This window comes from Pedobacter ginsenosidimutans, assembly GCF_001442625.1.
GTDB classification, from domain to species: Bacteria; Bacteroidota; Bacteroidia; order Sphingobacteriales; family Sphingobacteriaceae; genus Pedobacter; species Pedobacter ginsenosidimutans.
Genome location: NZ_LMZQ01000005.1, coordinates 156,843 through 174,721, shown reverse-complemented (window position 1 = coordinate 174,721; position 17,879 = coordinate 156,843). Strand labels below are relative to the sequence as shown.

At 38.8% G+C, this 17,879-nt stretch carries 11 protein-coding genes; 6 read left to right on the top strand and 5 right to left on the bottom strand.

What is annotated here, in order from left to right:
• The first annotated feature begins 199 nt into the window (after nt 1-199).
• Nucleotides 200-628: a hypothetical protein gene (locus tag ASU31_RS09140; protein ID WP_157257952.1), complete on the top strand. Its 429-nt coding sequence runs from the start codon at nt 200-202 to the stop codon at nt 626-628.
• A gap of 311 nt (nt 629-939) precedes the next feature.
• A complete protein-coding gene (gene leuS, locus ASU31_RS09135) occupies nt 940-3,726 on the top strand; it encodes a leucine--tRNA ligase (RefSeq protein ID WP_057932041.1) in 2,787 nt (928 codons plus the stop codon).
• A gap of 163 nt (nt 3,727-3,889) precedes the next feature.
• On the opposite strand, the gene ASU31_RS09130 is transcribed toward leuS, so the two are convergent.
• Complete coding sequence (locus tag ASU31_RS09130; RefSeq protein ID WP_057932040.1) at nt 3,890-5,191, bottom strand: DEAD/DEAH box helicase; 1,302 nt, start codon at nt 5,189-5,191, stop codon at nt 3,890-3,892.
• 393 nt (nt 5,192-5,584) lie between these two features.
• Here ASU31_RS09130 and ASU31_RS27990 point away from each other — a divergent pair, with 393 nt between their 5' ends.
• Genes ASU31_RS27990 through ASU31_RS09120 form a run of 3 tightly spaced genes read left to right on the top strand, consistent with a single transcriptional unit; the run spans nt 5,585 to nt 10,766 of the window.
• The gene (locus ASU31_RS27990; protein ID WP_280739837.1) at nt 5,585-5,716 is read left to right on the top strand and encodes a hypothetical protein; all 132 of its coding nucleotides are present in this window, start codon (nt 5,585-5,587) and stop codon (nt 5,714-5,716) included.
• A 52-nt stretch (nt 5,717-5,768) separates the two neighbouring features.
• On the top strand, nt 5,769-9,038 hold the full coding sequence (locus ASU31_RS09125; RefSeq protein WP_083505317.1) for a SusC/RagA family TonB-linked outer membrane protein: 3,270 nt from the start codon (nt 5,769-5,771) through the stop codon (nt 9,036-9,038).
• A gap of 15 nt (nt 9,039-9,053) precedes the next feature.
• Nucleotides 9,054-10,766 carry a RagB/SusD family nutrient uptake outer membrane protein gene (locus ASU31_RS09120; protein ID WP_157257951.1) on the top strand — a complete coding sequence of 571 codons (1,713 nt, stop codon included), beginning with the start codon at nt 9,054-9,056 and terminating at the stop codon, nt 10,764-10,766.
• A gap of 106 nt (nt 10,767-10,872) precedes the next feature.
• On the opposite strand, the gene ASU31_RS09115 is transcribed toward ASU31_RS09120, so the two are convergent.
• The 3 genes from ASU31_RS09115 to ASU31_RS09105 form a co-directional block, all read right to left on the bottom strand.
• Entirely contained in the window at nt 10,873-11,496 is a 624-nt protein-coding gene (locus ASU31_RS09115) for a hypothetical protein (RefSeq protein WP_057932037.1), read from the bottom strand.
• Nucleotides 11,497-11,542: 46 nt separating this feature from the next.
• Nucleotides 11,543-12,877: an MFS transporter gene (locus tag ASU31_RS09110; protein ID WP_057932036.1), complete on the bottom strand. Its 1,335-nt coding sequence runs from the start codon at nt 12,875-12,877 to the stop codon at nt 11,543-11,545.
• 69 nt (nt 12,878-12,946) lie between these two features.
• Nucleotides 12,947-14,284: an APC family permease gene (locus ASU31_RS09105; RefSeq protein ID WP_057932035.1), complete on the bottom strand. Its 1,338-nt coding sequence runs from the start codon at nt 14,282-14,284 to the stop codon at nt 12,947-12,949.
• Nucleotides 14,285-14,697: 413 nt separating this feature from the next.
• On the opposite strand from ASU31_RS09105, the gene ASU31_RS09100 reads away from it, so the two are divergent.
• A complete protein-coding gene (locus ASU31_RS09100) occupies nt 14,698-16,569 on the top strand; it encodes a DNA topoisomerase IV subunit B (RefSeq protein ID WP_057932034.1) in 1,872 nt (623 codons plus the stop codon).
• A gap of 280 nt (nt 16,570-16,849) precedes the next feature.
• Here the strand turns inward: ASU31_RS09100 and ASU31_RS09095 are convergent, their stop codons facing one another.
• Nucleotides 16,850-17,872 (bottom strand): YihY/virulence factor BrkB family protein, encoded by a 1,023-nt coding sequence (locus ASU31_RS09095; protein ID WP_057932033.1) that lies wholly within the window; start codon nt 17,870-17,872, stop codon nt 16,850-16,852.
• Nucleotides 17,873-17,879: the final 7 nt, after the last annotated feature.

The window sequence follows — 17,879 nt, the reverse complement described above, 5'->3', positions numbered from 1 at the left end:
GTATTTCATTTTTGTTTCTGCGAAAATATAAATTATACCTGATAAACACCAATTAATGATTGCTAAATGAATACTAACGTATGCGATTAGCTTTTAGTTTGAGGATTAAATTCTTTAATAAATTTGCTTTTTTTCGAAATACGGTACGAATTTTGTGAAAACGGCGTTAATTATGGATATCTTAAAACTAAATTTAACTATGAAAAGACAAATTACTATTCTGAGCCTATTCTTACTTATCGCCTCTACAATTATTTCTTGCAAGAAAGATGATACTTCTTTAAAAGCCCAGATGTTAGGGAGATGGACGTTAAATAAAATTGTAACTTCTGGCTATACTGCTGAAGAAACATTGAAAGACCCGAAAAAAATTAATGGAACTGTTACCTACGGTACAACAAGTGATTATGTTGACTACAAATCAAACAACGATGATCAGGTAGAGCTGAGTTTATCGGGTAACAGAACAATCGGAACTTATGTAATCATTTATTCTGATCAGTTCAGTATGGATATTAATGATGGATTGAATTATTGTAAAATAAACAGCATCACTGCAAACAAATTAGAGTTCACTGCTAAAATTGATAAAACAAACATTACTAAAGTATATTCTTTATCAAGATAAGATCTTAATCCCCCGATTATTTGCTGCGCCATTGGTTTTTAACATCAATGGCGCATTTTTTTGTGGTGGTGCAGGTGCAAGCTGTGGTGTCAGTTGTTCCCAACTGACACTAAAACACATATTCTAAGTATTCTCTTATCTTAAAATAATCGATAGTCTGACGGTAACATCTGACTACACAAAAGGCGCCGAGGTTTTTCCCTTAACCTCTTCTAATTCTGCATTTCTGCTGGCAAAATATTATCGTTAATCTGCTTTTTTAAGCCCCTTAATTTCCGTATTTTCGCCCCTTTAAAAATTTAAAACTTGCAATGGATTACCAATTCAAAGAAATAGAACAAAAGTGGCAGAAATTTTGGGCAGATCATCAAACGTTTAAAGCCGAAAGCAATTCTGATAAACCAAAATATTATGTGTTAGATATGTTTCCTTATCCATCAGGAGCAGGCCTTCACGTTGGTCACCCACTTGGTTACATTGCGTCAGATATTTTTTCGAGATACAAACGCCTTAAAGGCTTTAACGTATTGCATCCTATGGGATATGATTCTTTCGGATTACCAGCAGAGCAATATGCCATACAAACCGGACAGCATCCTGCTATTACCACCGAGGCAAACATCGCAACTTACCGTAGGCAGTTAGATCAGATTGGTTTTTCTTTCGATTGGAGCAGAGAAGTACGCACGAGTGAGCCATCGTATTACAAATGGACGCAATGGATTTTCATGCAGCTGTTCAACTCTTGGTACAACATCGAAAACGATAGGGCAGAGGATATTACCACTTTGATCGAAAAATTCAATGCATCTGGCACCGCTGATGTAAAAGCAGTTTGTGATGAAGATACTAAAGAATTTATGCCTAGCGATTGGGCAACCTTTACCGATGAGGAAAAACAGATCGAATTATTAAAATACCGTTTAACCTATCTTCGCGAGAGTACTGTAAACTGGTGCCCGGCTTTAGGAACCGTTTTGGCGAATGATGAGGTAAAAGATGGTTTTTCTGAGCGCGGAGGTTTTCCTGTTGAGCAAAAGAAAATGATGCAATGGAGCATGCGGATTACCGCTTATTCTGACAGGCTTTTGCAAGGTTTGGATACCATCGATTGGCCAGAGCCGATTAAAGAAATGCAACGTAACTGGATCGGTAAAAGCGTTGGTGCATCCGTAAAGTTTCAGGTAGAAGGAAACGATAAACAGATTGAAGTTTTTACTACACGAGTAGATACCATTTTTGGTGTTTCTTACCTGGTTTTGGCTCCGGAGCATGAGTGGGTTGCAGAATTAACTACTCCAGAACAAAAACAGGATATTGCAAACTACATCGCCTTAACTAAAAAGAAATCAGAATTAGACCGTATGGCCGATACCAAAACGGTGTCTGGTGCTTTTACAGGTACCTATGTAATTAACCCTGTAAGTGGCGAGCGCGTACAGTTATGGATTGCCGATTATGTGTTGGCAGGTTACGGAACTGGCGCCGTAATGGGCGTTCCGAGTGGCGATCAACGCGATTGGTTATTCGCTACACATTTTAATTTGCCGATTATCCAGATTTTGGACGGACAAAAAGATATAGATGTTCAGGCAGATCCAACAAAAGAAGGAAAATACATTAATTCTGGTTTCATAAACGGAATGACTTATAAAGAAGCTGTTCCATTTTTGAACAACTGGTTGGAAGAAGAGAAAGTAGGGAAAGCAAAAGTAAACTTCCGTCAGCGTGATGCGATTTTTGGTCGTCAGCGGTATTGGGGCGAGCCGATTCCGGTTTACTTTAAAGATGGATTGCCTTATTTGGTAAAAGAAGAAGAATTACCATTGTTACTTCCTGAAATTGATAAATATTTACCAACTGAAACAGGAGAACCACCTTTGGCCAGGGCTGAAGACTGGGTTCCTAAAGATGGCGGACATTACGAATTGAGCACCATGCCAGGTTGGGCTGGAAGCAGCTGGTACTGGTACCGTTACATGGATGCCAATAACAATAATGATTTTGCTTCAAAAGAAGCTGTTGCATATTGGAAAGACGTCGATTTGTACATTGGTGGCTCTGAGCATGCAACCGGTCACTTATTGTACAGCCGTTTCTGGAATAAATTTTTGAAAGATTTGGGTTATACCAAAGAAGAAGAGCCTTTCAAAAAATTGATCAACCAGGGCATGATCCAGGGTAGAAGTAATTTTGTTTATCGCATTAACGATGAGAACGGAAAGCCTACTAATACCTACGTATCAGCTGGATTAAGGAAAGAATACAAAACTTCAGCACTGCACGTTGATGTGAACATTGTTGAAAACGATACTTTAGATATCGCTAAGTTCAAAGCATGGAGAGAAGAATATGCTACCGCAGAATTTATTCTTGAAGGCGGGAAATACATCTGTGGTGTCGAAGTAGAAAAAATGTCGAAATCAAAATTCAACGTGGTTAATCCCGATGATTTGATTGAACGTTACGGTGCTGATACTTTGCGGATGTACGAAATGTTCTTAGGCCCGTTAGAGCAAAGTAAACCCTGGAATACGAATGGTATTGAAGGTGTATTTAAGTTCTTGCGTAAATTCTGGCGTTTATTTCACAACGAAGAATGGACTTTCCATGTAAACGATACTGTGCCTACAAAAGCCGAGTTAAAATCGCTGCATAAAATCATAAAAAAGGTGCAGGACGACATCGAGCGTTTCTCGTTCAATACTTCTGTGTCGAGTTTCATGATCGCAGTAAACGAGTTAACCGATCTGAAATGCAAAAACCGTCAGATTTTAGAAGATATGGTGATTATCCTTTCACCTTATGCGCCCCATATCTGCGAAGAGCTTTGGGTATTGTTAGGTAACGAAGCAGGAACTTTATCGTATACGGCTTTCCCAACATTTAAGCCTGAGTATTTGGTAGAAGATGAGTTTGCTTATCCGGTTTCAATCAACGGTAAAATGAAAATGAACCTGAATTTGAGCTTAACTTTAGCTCAGCCAGAGGTAGAAGGCATTTTATTGGCTGATGAGCAATTCCTGAAATTCTTGGATGGAAAAGCACCTAAAAAGATCATTTTCGTTAAAGGAAAGATTATTAATGTAGTGGTGTAGAGAGGTAGAAGGCGGAAGGTTTAGGGTAGAGGGTTTTCCTTGCTCTTTCTTTAAAAATAGAAAAACCCGATTTGCATTTTGCAAATCGGGTTTTTTGTTGAAAGTTATTGGAAGGTTGGGTTTTCAGACCCTAAGCCTTCCTGCCTTAAACCTTCTACCTTTTTTATCTTTCGCCTCTTTTTCTGTTTCCGCCAAATCTTCTGTTGTTGCTGGCGTTGCGTGGTTTGCCGCTCATATTGCCATCGCCACCTTTTTTAGCACCGCCACCGCCTTTAGATTGGGCTTGTGGTTTACGTTTAACCTGGTTTTTAGCAAGCATACTTTCCCAGCTTAATGGATAAGGATGATCATCTACAACCGGAAGCGTAATTTTAATCAGTTTCTGGATATCCAATAAGTATTCGTTTTCTTCCGCATCGCAGAAAGAAATGGCAATCCCGTTTGCTCCAGCACGGCCTGTACGGCCAATTCTGTGTACATAAGATTCAGGGATATTCGGCAATTCGAAATTGAAAACGTGCGATAACTGATCAATATCAATACCACGTGCAGCAATATCGGTAGCTACTAAAACGCGTATTTTCCTGTCTTTAAAATCAGTTAATGCCCTTTGTCTGGCATTTTGCGATTTATTGCCATGAATGGCGGCAGCTTTAATGCCAGCATGAGCCAAATCCTTAACAATACGGTCTGCACCATGTTTGGTACGGGTAAAAACCAAAGCAGTTTCGATCTTTTTATCCTCTAGGAGGTGGATCAATAATTTCTTTTTATCAGGTTTGTCTACAAAATAAACCGACTGAACAATTGTTTCGGCGGTAGAAGAAATCGGGGTAACCTCTACTTTTGTCGGACTAGATAAAATGGTATTTGCCAACTTCTGGATTTCATCAGGCATGGTTGCCGAGAAAAATAAAGTCTGGCGTTTTGCTGGCAATTTAGCCACTACTCTTTTCACATCGTGAATAAAGCCCATATCGAGCATACGGTCAGCTTCATCCAATACGAATAATTCGATGGTATTTAAGCTGATGAAACCCTGGTTCATTAAATCTAATAAACGGCCGGGTGTTGCAACTAAAATATCAACGCCTTTTCTTAAAGCTTCTACCTGCGAGTGTTGGTTTACTCCACCAAAAATTACTAAATGGCGTAAATTTAAATGACGGCCATAAGCCTTAAAGCTCTCTTCAATCTGGATGGCAAGCTCGCGTGTTGGCGTTAAAATTAAAGCCTTTATGTTTTTGGTTGCTTTGGTATTGATGTGTTTTTCGTGCAATAACTGCAACATCGGGATGGCAAAGGCAGCGGTTTTTCCGGTACCGGTTTGTGCGCAGCCTAATAAATCTTTGCCTTTTAATATCGTTGGGATGGATTGCTCCTGTATTGGTGTCGGTTGTGTATAACCTTCGGTCTCAAGGGCCTTTAAAATTGGCTCAATGAGGTTTAATTCTTTGAATAACATGTATGTTTCTGTGTAATATTTATCGAAGAAGCTAGAACAATCAATTGTTGAAGGACTAACTTGCGGAGAGAATATGCCATTCAGAATGGCAAGCCCTTATTCCTGCTTCGGCGGCAAAGATACAAAAAATGTATGAGAATTTACTATTTGATAAATGTAACCTCTAATCGTCATTTATTATACACATCTGTTATTGCCCTAATGCATTAATCCTTTTAGTTAGTATTTAATAGTCTATTTGTAAATGTATTTTTTGTATTATAATTATTTTTTATATGTATATTTATTTTTATTGAAGTGTACTTTTTACACTAATACATTGTTTACTAAAAAAATGTCACTATGTAAATCATAAATAAATAATACCTAGCAAGCCTATCTAACCACCTACTTATGAGAAAAAATCTACCTATTGAAAGGAGAAGTCCATTCTTCTTGTATGCCGCAATCTGGCAAACTAAGCCACTTAAATATGTCGTCGTAACTGATGGTAATAAACTGATGCTGTTAAGCTTATTAATCTAGAAGCATACCAGCTGAACGAGTACGCATTATTTCACCTAATCAATATAAACCTATGAAACAAAATCTATCTTGTATCAAGAGGAGTTTTCTTCTCTTGTGTTTGGGTATGTTATTTGCCCTTGGCGCAATGGCCCAATCAAAAATCACTGGTAAAGTTATTGCCAGTGATGACAAATTACCTGTTATTGGCGCTACAATTAAAATTAAAAATGGCGCCGGAGGTACTACTACAGATGCTAACGGAATATTCTCTTTAAGTGTAAAGCCTACCGACGTTTTGGTTATTTCTTTTGTTGGTTACGGCAACAAAGAAGTTGCTGTAGGCAAACAAACCAATATTACTGTTATTTTACAGGCCGAGAATAACAATTTAACCGATGTGATTGTAACGGGTTATTCTTCTCAACGGAAAAAAGATTTAACCGGTGCCGTTGCAGTAGTGAGCATGGAACTGTTAAAAGCCCAGCCGGCTGCGAGTGCTGTAGAAGCTTTACAGGGGAAAGCCACGGGGGTACAGATTATAAATGATGGTGCGCCAGGCTCGACACCACAGATCAGAATCAGGGGAATTAGTACCATTAATAATAACGAACCACTTTATGTTATTGATGGGGTTCCTTTTGAAGGTAAATTATCATGGCTTAACCAAAACGATATCGAAAGCATGCAGGTATTGAAAGATGCTTCTTCGGCTTCTATTTATGGTTCAAGGGCAAATAATGGCGTGGTGATTATTACCACAAAAAAAGGGATAGCCGGAACACCAAAAATTACGCTTGATTCTTACTATGGCACACAGGTTCCCAGAAAAAACAGTTTTCCTGAAATGATGAATCCTCAACAATATGCCCAGTATATATTTGATGGTTATGCCAATGCGGGACTGCCAGTTGCAGCAGGGAAAAATTATGGTAGTGGTTCAACACCTGTATTACCTGAATATTTAGTGGCAGGTTTAAAACTTGGACAGGATGTTACTGCCTCAGATGCAGATCCATCTAAGTATAACTATAGCCGTGATCCTGATCTTTTTTATCAGATTACAAAAGCAAATAAAGCAGGTACCAACTGGTTTGATGAAATTACGGAAGTCGCACCTGTTCAAAATTATCAGCTTAGTGCTACCGGAGGTGGAGAAAATGCAACATACACTTTCTCTGGTGGTTATCTGGATCAGAAGGGAACCATTAAATACACCGGATTTAAACGGTTTAATTTTAGGTCGAACACCAATATTTCGGCATTTAATAAAAGGGTGCGCTTTGGCGAGAATGCACAGTATAGCTATTCAGAAGGCTTTGGTTTGGGTGTAAACCCGAATGTTTCGGGTGATTATCAGGATCAGGGTAGCGCCTTGGGCTGGGCATACCGGATCCCTACCATTATTCCGGTTTACGACATTGCCGGGAATTTTGCCGGTAGCCGCGGAAGCCAGCTGGGAAACGCTGAAAACCCTGTAGCTTTTCTTTACCGTGCAAAAGACAATAAAAATAAGAGTAATTTCTTCTTTGGAAATGTTTATGCCGAGGGCGATATCATTCCGGGATTGGTATTAAAAACCAATTTCGGTTTGCGTTACGAAAACTTTAATGGTTTATCAATGCGTTATCCAAACCTGGAATTTTCTGAAGGTAATAATTCGAATAACCTGAACGAATATCAGGGATACAACACCGAATGGACCTGGACCAACACCTTAAATTACAGCAAAGTATTTAATGAAAAGCATAGGGTAAATGTGTTGGTGGGTACTGAGGCTATTAGGTCGCGATCAAGACAATTAAATGCCGGAAGAAATGGCTTTTTTATTTTAGGCAGTCAGGATTATTATTACCTCAATACGGGTTCATCTAACATCAGCAATTCAAGTTATGGATCAATAGGCTCCCTTTTCTCGTTGTTTGCCAAAGCAGATTATTCTTATCATGATCGTTATCTGGCCAGCGTTACCATCCGCCGCGACGGTTCTTCTAACTTCGGTCCTGCAAACAAGTATGGTTATTATCCGGCAGCAAGTGCAGCATGGAGGTTATCAGAAGAGGAGTTTATGAAAAGTGTTAAATGGATAAGCGATTTAAAACTGCGTGTTGGATATGGACAAACCGGTAACCAGCGGATACCTCCATACCAATACATCAACAGGTACCAAAGTTCTATTGTTAACTCTGCTTATGCTGTTGGTGGTGGTAATGGCCTTACTACTGGTGTATGGCAAAATGCTTATCAAAATCCCGATGTAAAATGGGAATCGTTAAAAGCTTTAAACATTGGTCTTGATTTTACTTTGTTAGGGGGAGCCATAGATGGATCATTAGACTGGTACAACAAAAAAACCTCCGATATGCTTTATAATTTGCCTTTACCTTCGAGTGTAGTTGGTTTAGGTAGCTCGCCTTATGTTAATATTGGCGATATGAGCAATAAAGGAGTCGAGTTTAATGTTGCTTATCACTATGGAAGAGAAGCAGAGCGTCCTTTTAAATTTGATGTTGGTTTAAATTTTTCAAAAAACAACAATAAAATTGTAAGGTTGGCGCCTGGTATTTTTAATCAGATTTATGGCAATTACAGAAGTTTGCAAACCAGTGTGTTGCAGGAGGGTGCACCTTTCGGCTCTTTCTTTGGTTACAAAACTGCCGGAATCTATCAAAATGCTGCAGATATTCAAAACAATCCATCTTATGCGGGTGCAAGGGTTGGCGGTTTGCGTTACCAGGATATTAATGGCGACGGCATAATTGATCCTAAGGACCGTACCATTATTGGCAATCCAAATCCGGATTTTACCTATGGCGTAAACTTAAATGCATCTTATAAAAACTTTGATATTTCCACTTTCTTATATGGTGTTCAAGGCAATGATTTATTTGAAGCTACCCGTTATTTTACAGATTTTCCATCTTTTGCAGGTGCTAAAAGTACAAGATTGTTAAATGCCTGGAGTCCGGGTAATTCTTCAAGCCTTACTCCATCTGCTTATGTGGGTGCATCAGATGTTGAACTGGCTTCTTCAAGTTATTATGTTCAGGATGGTAGCTTTTTAAGGTTGAAGAATATACAAATTGGTTATTCAATTCCAACGGCTAAAGCATTTGGACCAAAATCTGGCATTACCAGAATAAGAGTTTATGTAAGTGCTACTAACCTTTTCACCATTACCAATTATACTGGTCTTGATCCTGAGGTTAGTCAAACCAGGGATGCTGCTTCTTCCGTAGGAAGTGCAGGTCCGCCTGCTGATACTTTTTCGGCACTTGGAGTTGATAAGGGCGTTTATCCTTCGCCACGTCAGTTTTTAATCGGTATTAATGTTGGATTTTAATTAAAAGATATCAAAATGAAACATATAAAATATATCCTTCTTTCCTTATTGATTTGCAGTACGTTTTCCTGCAAAAAGGAATTTTTAACGCTTCAGCCACAAGGCGAATTAACAGAAGACCAGCTTACTACGCAAGATGGGGTGGAAGGTTTGCTGGTAGGGGCCTATGGTTTACTCAATGGCAATGTAAATGGAACCTATGGCAATTATGGCGCAGCACCCAGCCAATGGTTATTTGGCGAGGTGGCTTCTGATAATGCGCACAAAGGGAGCGAAATTGGCGATCAGCCACCAATGAATGCGATAGAACAGCATGCGCCAACCAGTACAAACGACAATTTATCTAATATCTGGGACAGGTGTTTTGAAGGGATACAGCGTTGTAACAATACCCTTAAAATTTTGGCGAACCTGCAGGCGGGAAAAGGTACCGCAAAATTTAGCGATGCCCGTGCAAAGGAAATTCAGGGTGAAACCAGGTTGCTTCGGGCACACTATTATTTCTTTCTGGTGCGGATATTTAAAGTGGTGCCATACATTACAGAGGCCACAAGCGGCACTTTTGTTCCGAATGATAAAGATATTTATCCAAATATTGTAGAAGATCTTCAGTTTGCCGTTGCCAATTTAGGCACAACCAAACCAAAAAATCAAAAAGGTAGGGTAGATAAATATGCTGCTCAGGCTTATCTTGGCAAGGTATTTTTATATCAAAAGAAATATCCTGAAGCCTACGATTTGTTAAATGCCGTAATTTTGGCAAAACCATCTCTCATTGATATGCCGTATTCAGATAACTTTGATATCACCAAAGAAGATGGACCAGAAACCATTATGTCTGTTCAGCATTCCGTTGGAACAGATGGCACCGGAGGTGATAATGGCAATGTAGGCGATATGCTTAACTTTCCGTATGGTAATGCGCCGATTAACTGTTGTGGTTTCTTTCAGCCAACTATAGATTTGGCCAACTCATTTAAGGTAAGTGCTGTAGGTTTACCACTACTGGACGGCAGCTACCGTACCAATCCTTATAAATCTGATTATGGATTAATCGGAACCGATAAAACAAATTATGCTGTAGATAAGACCTTACCTTTAGATCCAAGAATTGAATCGACAATAGGAAGACGCGGTGTTCCATATCGTGATTGGGGTTTAATGCCAGGCGATACATGGATTCGTGATGCCAGTAACGGCGGTCCTTTTTTAGCGGTTAAGAATACCGTTGATGTTGCTCAGATTTCGAGCGGAACCGCTCCTGGTAATACCAACGTAACCGGATTAAATGTGAACCTGATCCGTTTAGGTGATGTTTATCTAATGGCGGCAGAATGTGCGGTGGAAAAAGGTGATTTGGGCAGAGCTTTAATACTGGTTAATGCCGTTAGGGCCCGGGCAGCTAAAATAACGCCCCGGTCTATAAATGGTGTGCCTGCTGCAGCTTATAAGGTTAGTGAGTATGTGTCCTTTCCAAATGATACCTATGCCAGAAATGCGGTGCGTTTCGAACGCAGATTGGAATTGGCAATGGAAGGCCACCGGTTTTTCGACCTTGTGCGTTGGGGCATAGCCAAACAAACCCTTGAGAGCTATTTTTCTTTTGAAGGTGGGTACTTTAATTATCTAAAAGGTATTACCATTGAAGCCAGGGATGATTATTTCCCTTTACCTCAGGATCAGATTGATAGGAGTAAAGGGGCATTAAAACAAAGTCCGGGATATTAGGTTGTAAATAAGACACATGAGCGGAATGGTAGTAGCTAATATTACCTCCGTTCATGTATTTTTGCTTAATTAGATAACCGGTTGTAGGCTTTAATGATAATTGGCTTTAATTTAAGCTAAAATCAAAGTTCATTTTGTGCGGATTCTGCTGTTGCATTTGTAGATTTAGCTTATTCACCATATTGTTAAATTCTACATTGTCGATTACTTCATTATTGGCTAACCACACTAAGTTTTTATAGTTTTCTTCGCGGGTAAAGCCAAAATTTATCTGGCCATATTTATTGAGCAAAAATGTATTTCTTGTTGCTTTTAAAACATCAATAAAGGTATTGACTTCCGCTTGTGATGGTTTGTTTTGTAAAAATTCAATAGCATCAACATTTCCATGTTTTACCAGATAAAAATTCCGTTTATAGGTGATTAAAAACAAGATCAACAGTATAATCGATATTCCGAAATAGAAGAAGTACACCGAGCTATCAACGCCTTCCCCATCATTTCTTAACAAGTACAATAATACCGATACCAAGCCCAATAAAGTTGATGAAAATAGCAGTCCATAAATTCCCCTGTTATCTTTATAGATTCTTGTACCAACATTCTCGTAGGCCAACAGGTACTCTCCTGAACGGAGCAGGCTTTTATGTTTAACCTGAAGTCCTTTTTCGGTAATTAAAAATGATTTGTACCTAAACCTTAAGTCTTTTTGTACAAGTGATTCGTTCATATTTATTAGATTGTGTAGACTCCAACTTAAAACGCTCAACGTCAAACTATTTCTCCTCTTTAAACCTGCTAAAAAATAATAGGGCAATTAAACAAAGCCCGAAACCTACAATTCCGTTCAATCGTAATCCGAAATCGTTTCCTGGATCCTTGCCGTAAATGGTAAGCATGGCGAAAATGGCTATGCCTAAGGTTTGTCCGAGTTTTACAAAAAGGTATTTTACTGCGAAGAACATGCCTTCGTGGTTTTCGCCTGTTGCTAAGGTATCTCTTTGGGCAATGTCGGCCAAAATAGCCGTCGGTAAAATGCCAAGTGCCGCTAAGGGAAACGATGCGGATAATACCAAAATGTAAATCTGTGTATGTGGACCAAATGGTAATTTGCCTAAAAAGAAAATGGTGACGAAGATTAAGCACAACACGCCAAAGGCAAGTAATACAAAAGGTTTTTTGCCGATTTTAGCCGAACCAAAATTAACCAGCGGGTAAAATAGCAAGGAAGCAAAAACCATGGCAGCCATAAATTTTCCACCTTCCGATTCTGGCAGGCCCAATAAAACGGTACAGAAAAACAATAAACCACTTGAAATAATACTCAGGGCCGTATAAAAAGCGAAATCAGATATCAGGTAATATTTAAAATTGCTGTTTTTAAAAGTGCTTTTAATTGCTGGCCATAAAGGCACATGGGTAGGTTTCGCCACCGAGAATTCTTTTTCGTTGATGAAAAAAATCGGCAATAACATCACTAGTCCGGATAAGATACACAAGCCCCAAATGGCAATCTGAATGGCCTCGCTGCGGTTGGCTACATGAAAATGAGCCTCAACCAGATCGGCAAAGTTGTTGGTACAGGCCGATAAAATGATTCCGATTACAAAACCTACCTGTTGATAGCTGGACAACTTAACTTTTTGCCTTGGTGTATTGGTTACTTCGGCCAGCAGCGCGTTATAAGGAATAATATAGGTAGTAACCGATACAAAAAATAAACAAAGTGTTATGGTTAACCACCAGGCATTATGCAGGCTCTCAGTCTTTTGTATTGGGTAGAAAACCAGTCCGCAAAAAAGCATAGCAGGAACAATTGCCCATTTCATAAAGGGCATCCTGCGACCGTTTTTATTGGTGCATGCATCGCTTTTAGACGCAATAAACGGATCGTAAATGGCATCTACCAATCTTCCTGAAGCGGCAATAATAGAAAGGATATTAAACGCACCCAATAAAACAAGTTGTGGTACCAAAGGAGGTAAACCAGCGTTGCTTGGGGGCAAATAGAAAAAGGGAAGCATTACGATGATAATATTTGTCATCGTGCTCCAACCAATCATACCTGCAGCATAAGCAATTTCTTGTTTTAAAGAGAGTGTTTTGTTCATTAAAATTTTTAAAGTTGTTTCTAAACCTCACAGGTTTCAAAAACTTGTGAGGTTTGAATACCCAGTTTGCTATTTTTTATTAAACCACCTGCTCACAAAATAGATTACCAGAAAGCCTACAAAAATAAATAATCCGTTCAATGCCGCATTTTGATCATCAGCGTAAATGCTAAAGGCAACAAAAGTATAAGCGGCAATAAATATGATAGGCAATATAGGATATAAAGGAACAGTATAGATGGTTTTTTTATCAAGATTTGCCGTTCTTTTTCTAAGGATGAAAATCGTTGCTGCCGAACTGGCCATACTAATGCTTTCTAAGAAAATAGTATAGTTTAAAATCTTGTCGAAGGTTTTGGCATAAAAAATAATTACCACAGCAATTAATGTAAAAACCGTTAAACTAATGGTAATAACCTCTGTTTTTTTGTTCATCCTGCTAAATATTTTTGGTAGCGCACCTTCTTCGCCCATGGCAAACATCGCCCTTGGGTTGCTCAGCAGGTTTACGTTTACATAACCCATTACCGAGAAAAAGATAATTACAGAAAGTGCATTAAATCCGGCAGGGCCAAATATCTTCGAAGCCAATATAGCGGCTATGCTTTCTGCCGATTTTAATTCTTCAAAACCGATCACCTTTACATACACATAGTTGATGGCTAAATAAAGAATTACAATAATGGTTAAACCGATAATAATTGAACGTGGAATTACTTTTTTGGCTTCTTTAACTTCGCCACCAAAGTTGATGGTTTGCGCATAACCTGCATAAGAAAAAGAAACCGCAATTAAACATAAACCTAGTGCTTTCCCATAATCAGACCAGGTTGGTAAAGCACTAGTTGCTGTTTTAAAAATTGGAGTAACGGTTTGTGTTTGTCCGCCGAAAAATACAGCGCAGATGAGTGTTAAAATCATTCCGATTTTAATTACCGTTAATACATTCTGTGTTTTAGAACTTGCTCGTAAGCCTAGTAGATTAATAAAATAAAATACCAAAATGGTAGTAATGGCTATGGCTACCCGATAGGTTTCATTCTGTTTATCAACAGGTAAAATAATTTTACTCAGGTATTCTGCCCCAATAATCGAAATAGCTGCTACAGATGCCGCACTCGAAATAATCACAATACAGTTAATGGCAAAAGCAATGGATGGGTGATAGGCTGCTGAAAATATTTTATAGTATCCTCCTGTTACCGGAAAGCGGGAACCAATTTCGGCATAAGTTAACGCACCACAAAAGGCTACAAAACCACCAATAAACCAGGCCAAATAAAACAGTTCGGGAATTTGTGCCTTAGCTGCTACGTTTACAGGAGTACGGAAAACGCCCATGCCAATAACTAAACTCACCACAATCATGGATAAATCGAATAGCGAAAGTTGCTTCTTTTGTTGCATTAAATAGAATTATGAATATTGGGTTGAAGATAGGGAAATTTGAATGATTGAGTGAGAGAATGATTGAATGAGGGCTATTGAATTTGGTGTAATCAGTTTCTGCAGATGTGGAAAAATGGATCATAGTTTGATCGCTAATGGTTGATAGCCCATAAGCCTATTGACCATGAGCCATTGACCTATCAGGCTATTGACAAAAAGACAATGAACCATCACCCTATACGACTCACTGTTTACATGTGGAAATTTTCTTTTGCGAGCCTCACAGAATAAATCTATTATTGTATAATAATTCTGAAGAACGTATTTAAAAATATTTTTATTTCAATCATCAGGGTTATTTCTACAAATTCTTCATCGCTTTGCAAACCAAAAAATGCAGGGTTTTTCATTGAAGAACAGATAAATACAGTATGGCAGAAGTAATTTATAACGACGACAGTATCCGTTCATTAGATTGGAAAGAGCACATCAGGCTTCGTCCGGGGATGTACATTGGTAAACTTGGCGATGGTTCTGCGCAGGACGATGGTATTTACGTTTTGCTAAAAGAAATTGTAGATAACTCTATCGATGAGTTTGTAATGGGCACCGGAAAGACCATCGAAATTACTGTTTCCGAACAAAAGGTAAATATACGTGATTACGGTCGTGGCATTCCATTGGGCAAGGTAATCGATTGTGTAAGCAAGATCAATACTGGTGGTAAATACGATAGCAATGCTTTCCAGAAATCTGTTGGTTTAAATGGGGTAGGTACTAAGGCTGTAAATGCACTTTCTACTAGTTTTATGGTGCAGTCGTACCGTGATGGAAAAACGAAAAAAGTAGAATTTTCTAAAGGAGAAATTGTAAATGAGCAGCCAATTATCGATACCACTCAACGCAACGGTACTGCGATTACTTTTTATCCTGACGAAACCATTTTCAGGAACTACCACTATATCCCTGATTTTGTAGAGAGTATGGTTTGGAACTATGTGTTCTTAAATACAGGCTTAACCGTAAATTTTAATAATCAGAAATATTTTTCAGAAAGAGGTCTTTATGATCTGCTTTCTAAATTTAATAAGCCAGAAGAAATCCGTTACCCGATTATCCATATGATTGGGCCTGATATCGAAATTGCAATGACTCACGGCCAGCAATATGGCGAAGATTACCATTCGTTTGTAAACGGACAGCACACCACACAGGGTGGTACACACCAGGCGGCCTTTAGGGCTGCGGTAGTGAAAACCGTTCGGGAGTTTTTCAAAAAAGAGTTTGATGCGGCCGATGTTCGTTCATCCATTATAGCAGCAATTTCTGTGCGTGTACAGGAGCCAGTTTTCGAATCGCAGACCAAAACAAAACTGGGCTCACAGAACATGGGGCCGGAAGGCCCATCCGTAGCTACTTTTATCAACGATTTTGTTAAAAAAGAATTGGATGATTATCTGCATAAGAACAAAGAGGTTGCTGATGCACTAGAGAAAAGAATTCTCCAATCAGAAAGGGAGCGTAAAGATATTGCGGGGATTAAAAAACTGGCAAACGATAGGGCGAAAAAGGCATCTTTACACAATAAAAAACTGCGCGATTGTAAAGTGCATTTTAACACCACGCACGAGAAACGTTATGAAACTACCTTGTTTATTACCGAGGGGGATTCGGCATCGGGTTCGATTACGAAATCACGCGATGTTGACTGTCAGGCGGTGTTTAGTTTAAAAGGTAAGCCGCTTAACTGTTATGAGCTTACCAAAAAGGTGGTTTACGAAAATGAAGAATTTAACCTGTTACAACACGCTTTAAATATTGAAGATGGTTTAGAGGGGCTTCATTATAACAATATTGTAATTGCAACAGATGCCGATGTGGATGGTATGCACATCCGTTTGTTGATGATGACTTTCTTCCTTCAGTTTTTTCCCGATCTGGTAAAGGCAGGCCATGTTTACATTTTACAAACGCCGCTTTTCAGAGTTCGGAATAAAAAGGAAACGATTTATTGCTACAGTGACGAAGAACGTAAAAACGCCATTGAAAAACTGGGCAATAAACCAGAAATTACCCGATTTAAAGGTTTAGGGGAAATTTCTCCGGATGAATTTGGTTTGTTTATCGGGAAAGATATCAGGTTAGACCCCGTTATTTTGAAAGATCAAACGATTAAAAGTTTGCTGGAATATTATATGGGTAAAAATACGCCTGATAGGCAACAGCACATTATCCGTAACCTAAGGGTAGAGAAGGATGAGGTAACTGAAGAACCTAAAGTGATTACTGAAGAAGTAGCATAAAAAAGGTCCTTCGACTCCGCTCAGGATGACAATCGCATTTGAATGCTTGCGGTTAAATCAATCGTGGCGTCTTGCTGAACTTGTTTCAGCATCTATCTTGTTATGCTTTGGTTCATGTCTCCATGAACCAGATTTATCTATAAAAAGGAAGTCAAGGTTTTAAGGTGTGATTTTCTTGGTTATAACCGTTTTATAGTTTATAGCTTTAAGATTCTGCATGTGCGGGAATGACGATTACGTGTTGGAAAGATCCTGAAACAAGTTCAGGATGACGACCGACTTATTCTTTAGGTACATTCACCGTATCTTCAGGGTGTTGTGGTGGCAATACATCTACCTTTTTCTCTACGATAGTAATTTTTGTAAATACGGCATATTTACTAGGTGAGATCCCATTATCGTACTTTTCCGCATAGGCCTGTGTAAACTCGGCACCGAAGTAGAGTATTATCGAGGTATAATAAATCCATAATAAAATCACAATGATGGAACTGGCTGCGCCAAAGGCTGAGCCCGGATTACCTTTTTCGATATAAATCCCGATCAGGTATTTACCTAAACTAAAGAGAACAGCAGTAAATAAAGCACCGATTATGGCCGATTTCCATCGGATGATAACATCGGGTAATACCTTAAATATAACAGCAAATACCGCTGTAACGGCAGCAAGGGTTATTACATTGTTTAAAATATAAATTAGAATGGCCATTGTATCGTTTGCAACGGGGATTACTTCATCTATCTTACTTTGCGAAAGCAGGTTGGCCAATTTAGAACCCAAACCAACTACTACAGTGTTAACTACTAGTGAAACAAGCAACAGAAAGCCCATCGAAACAATTAAAGAGAAAGACAATAACCTGTTAGAAAGCATTTTTATCCAGCCTTTTTTGGGCACAGCCTTTACTTTCCAGATCATGTTGATACTATCTTGTATCTCAATAAAAATAGCGGTTGAACCAATAATCAATGTACAAATCCCAATAATTAAACCAATGGTAGATTGCCCGGATTTGTTTGCATGTTCTACAAAACCTTGGATTTGTGTAGCCGCCTCTTTGCCAACCATTTTGGTAACCTGCCCATAAAACTGACCTCTTGTTTCCTCATTTCTTTTATCGCCAAAAAATAGGGTAGCGGCAGATAGCATGATAATGATGAGTGGCGTAAGTGAAAAAATGGTGTAATAGGCAAGCGAAGCACTTAATTTAGTTACCCTATCTTCCATAAAACCTTTCCCGGCAGCAACGAAAAGATGATAAAGCGCAATAAAGAAATGTTTGATCTTATGAATTACTCTCATTGAAAAA

Coding starts and splice junctions, on each gene's coding strand:
- ASU31_RS09120 (WP_157257951.1), top strand. CDS start 9,054: ATGAAACATATAAAATATATCCTTCTTTCCTTATTGATTTGCAGTACG.
- ASU31_RS09140 (WP_157257952.1), top strand. CDS start 200: ATGAAAAGACAAATTACTATTCTGAGCCTATTCTTACTTATCGCCTCT.
- leuS (WP_057932041.1), top strand. CDS start 940: ATGGATTACCAATTCAAAGAAATAGAACAAAAGTGGCAGAAATTTTGG.
- ASU31_RS09115 (WP_057932037.1), bottom strand. CDS start 11,496: ATGAACGAATCACTTGTACAAAAAGACTTAAGGTTTAGGTACAAATCA.
- ASU31_RS09110 (WP_057932036.1), bottom strand. CDS start 12,877: ATGAACAAAACACTCTCTTTAAAACAAGAAATTGCTTATGCTGCAGGT.
- ASU31_RS09125 (WP_083505317.1), top strand. CDS start 5,769: ATGAAACAAAATCTATCTTGTATCAAGAGGAGTTTTCTTCTCTTGTGT.
- ASU31_RS27990 (WP_280739837.1), top strand. CDS start 5,585: ATGAGAAAAAATCTACCTATTGAAAGGAGAAGTCCATTCTTCTTGTAT.
- ASU31_RS09100 (WP_057932034.1), top strand. CDS start 14,698: ATGGCAGAAGTAATTTATAACGACGACAGTATCCGTTCATTAGATTGG.
- ASU31_RS09105 (WP_057932035.1), bottom strand. CDS start 14,284: ATGCAACAAAAGAAGCAACTTTCGCTATTCGATTTATCCATGATTGTG.
- ASU31_RS09095 (WP_057932033.1), bottom strand. CDS start 17,872: ATGAGAGTAATTCATAAGATCAAACATTTCTTTATTGCGCTTTATCAT.
- ASU31_RS09130 (WP_057932040.1), bottom strand. CDS start 5,191: ATGTTATTCAAAGAATTAAACCTCATTGAGCCAATTTTAAAGGCCCTT.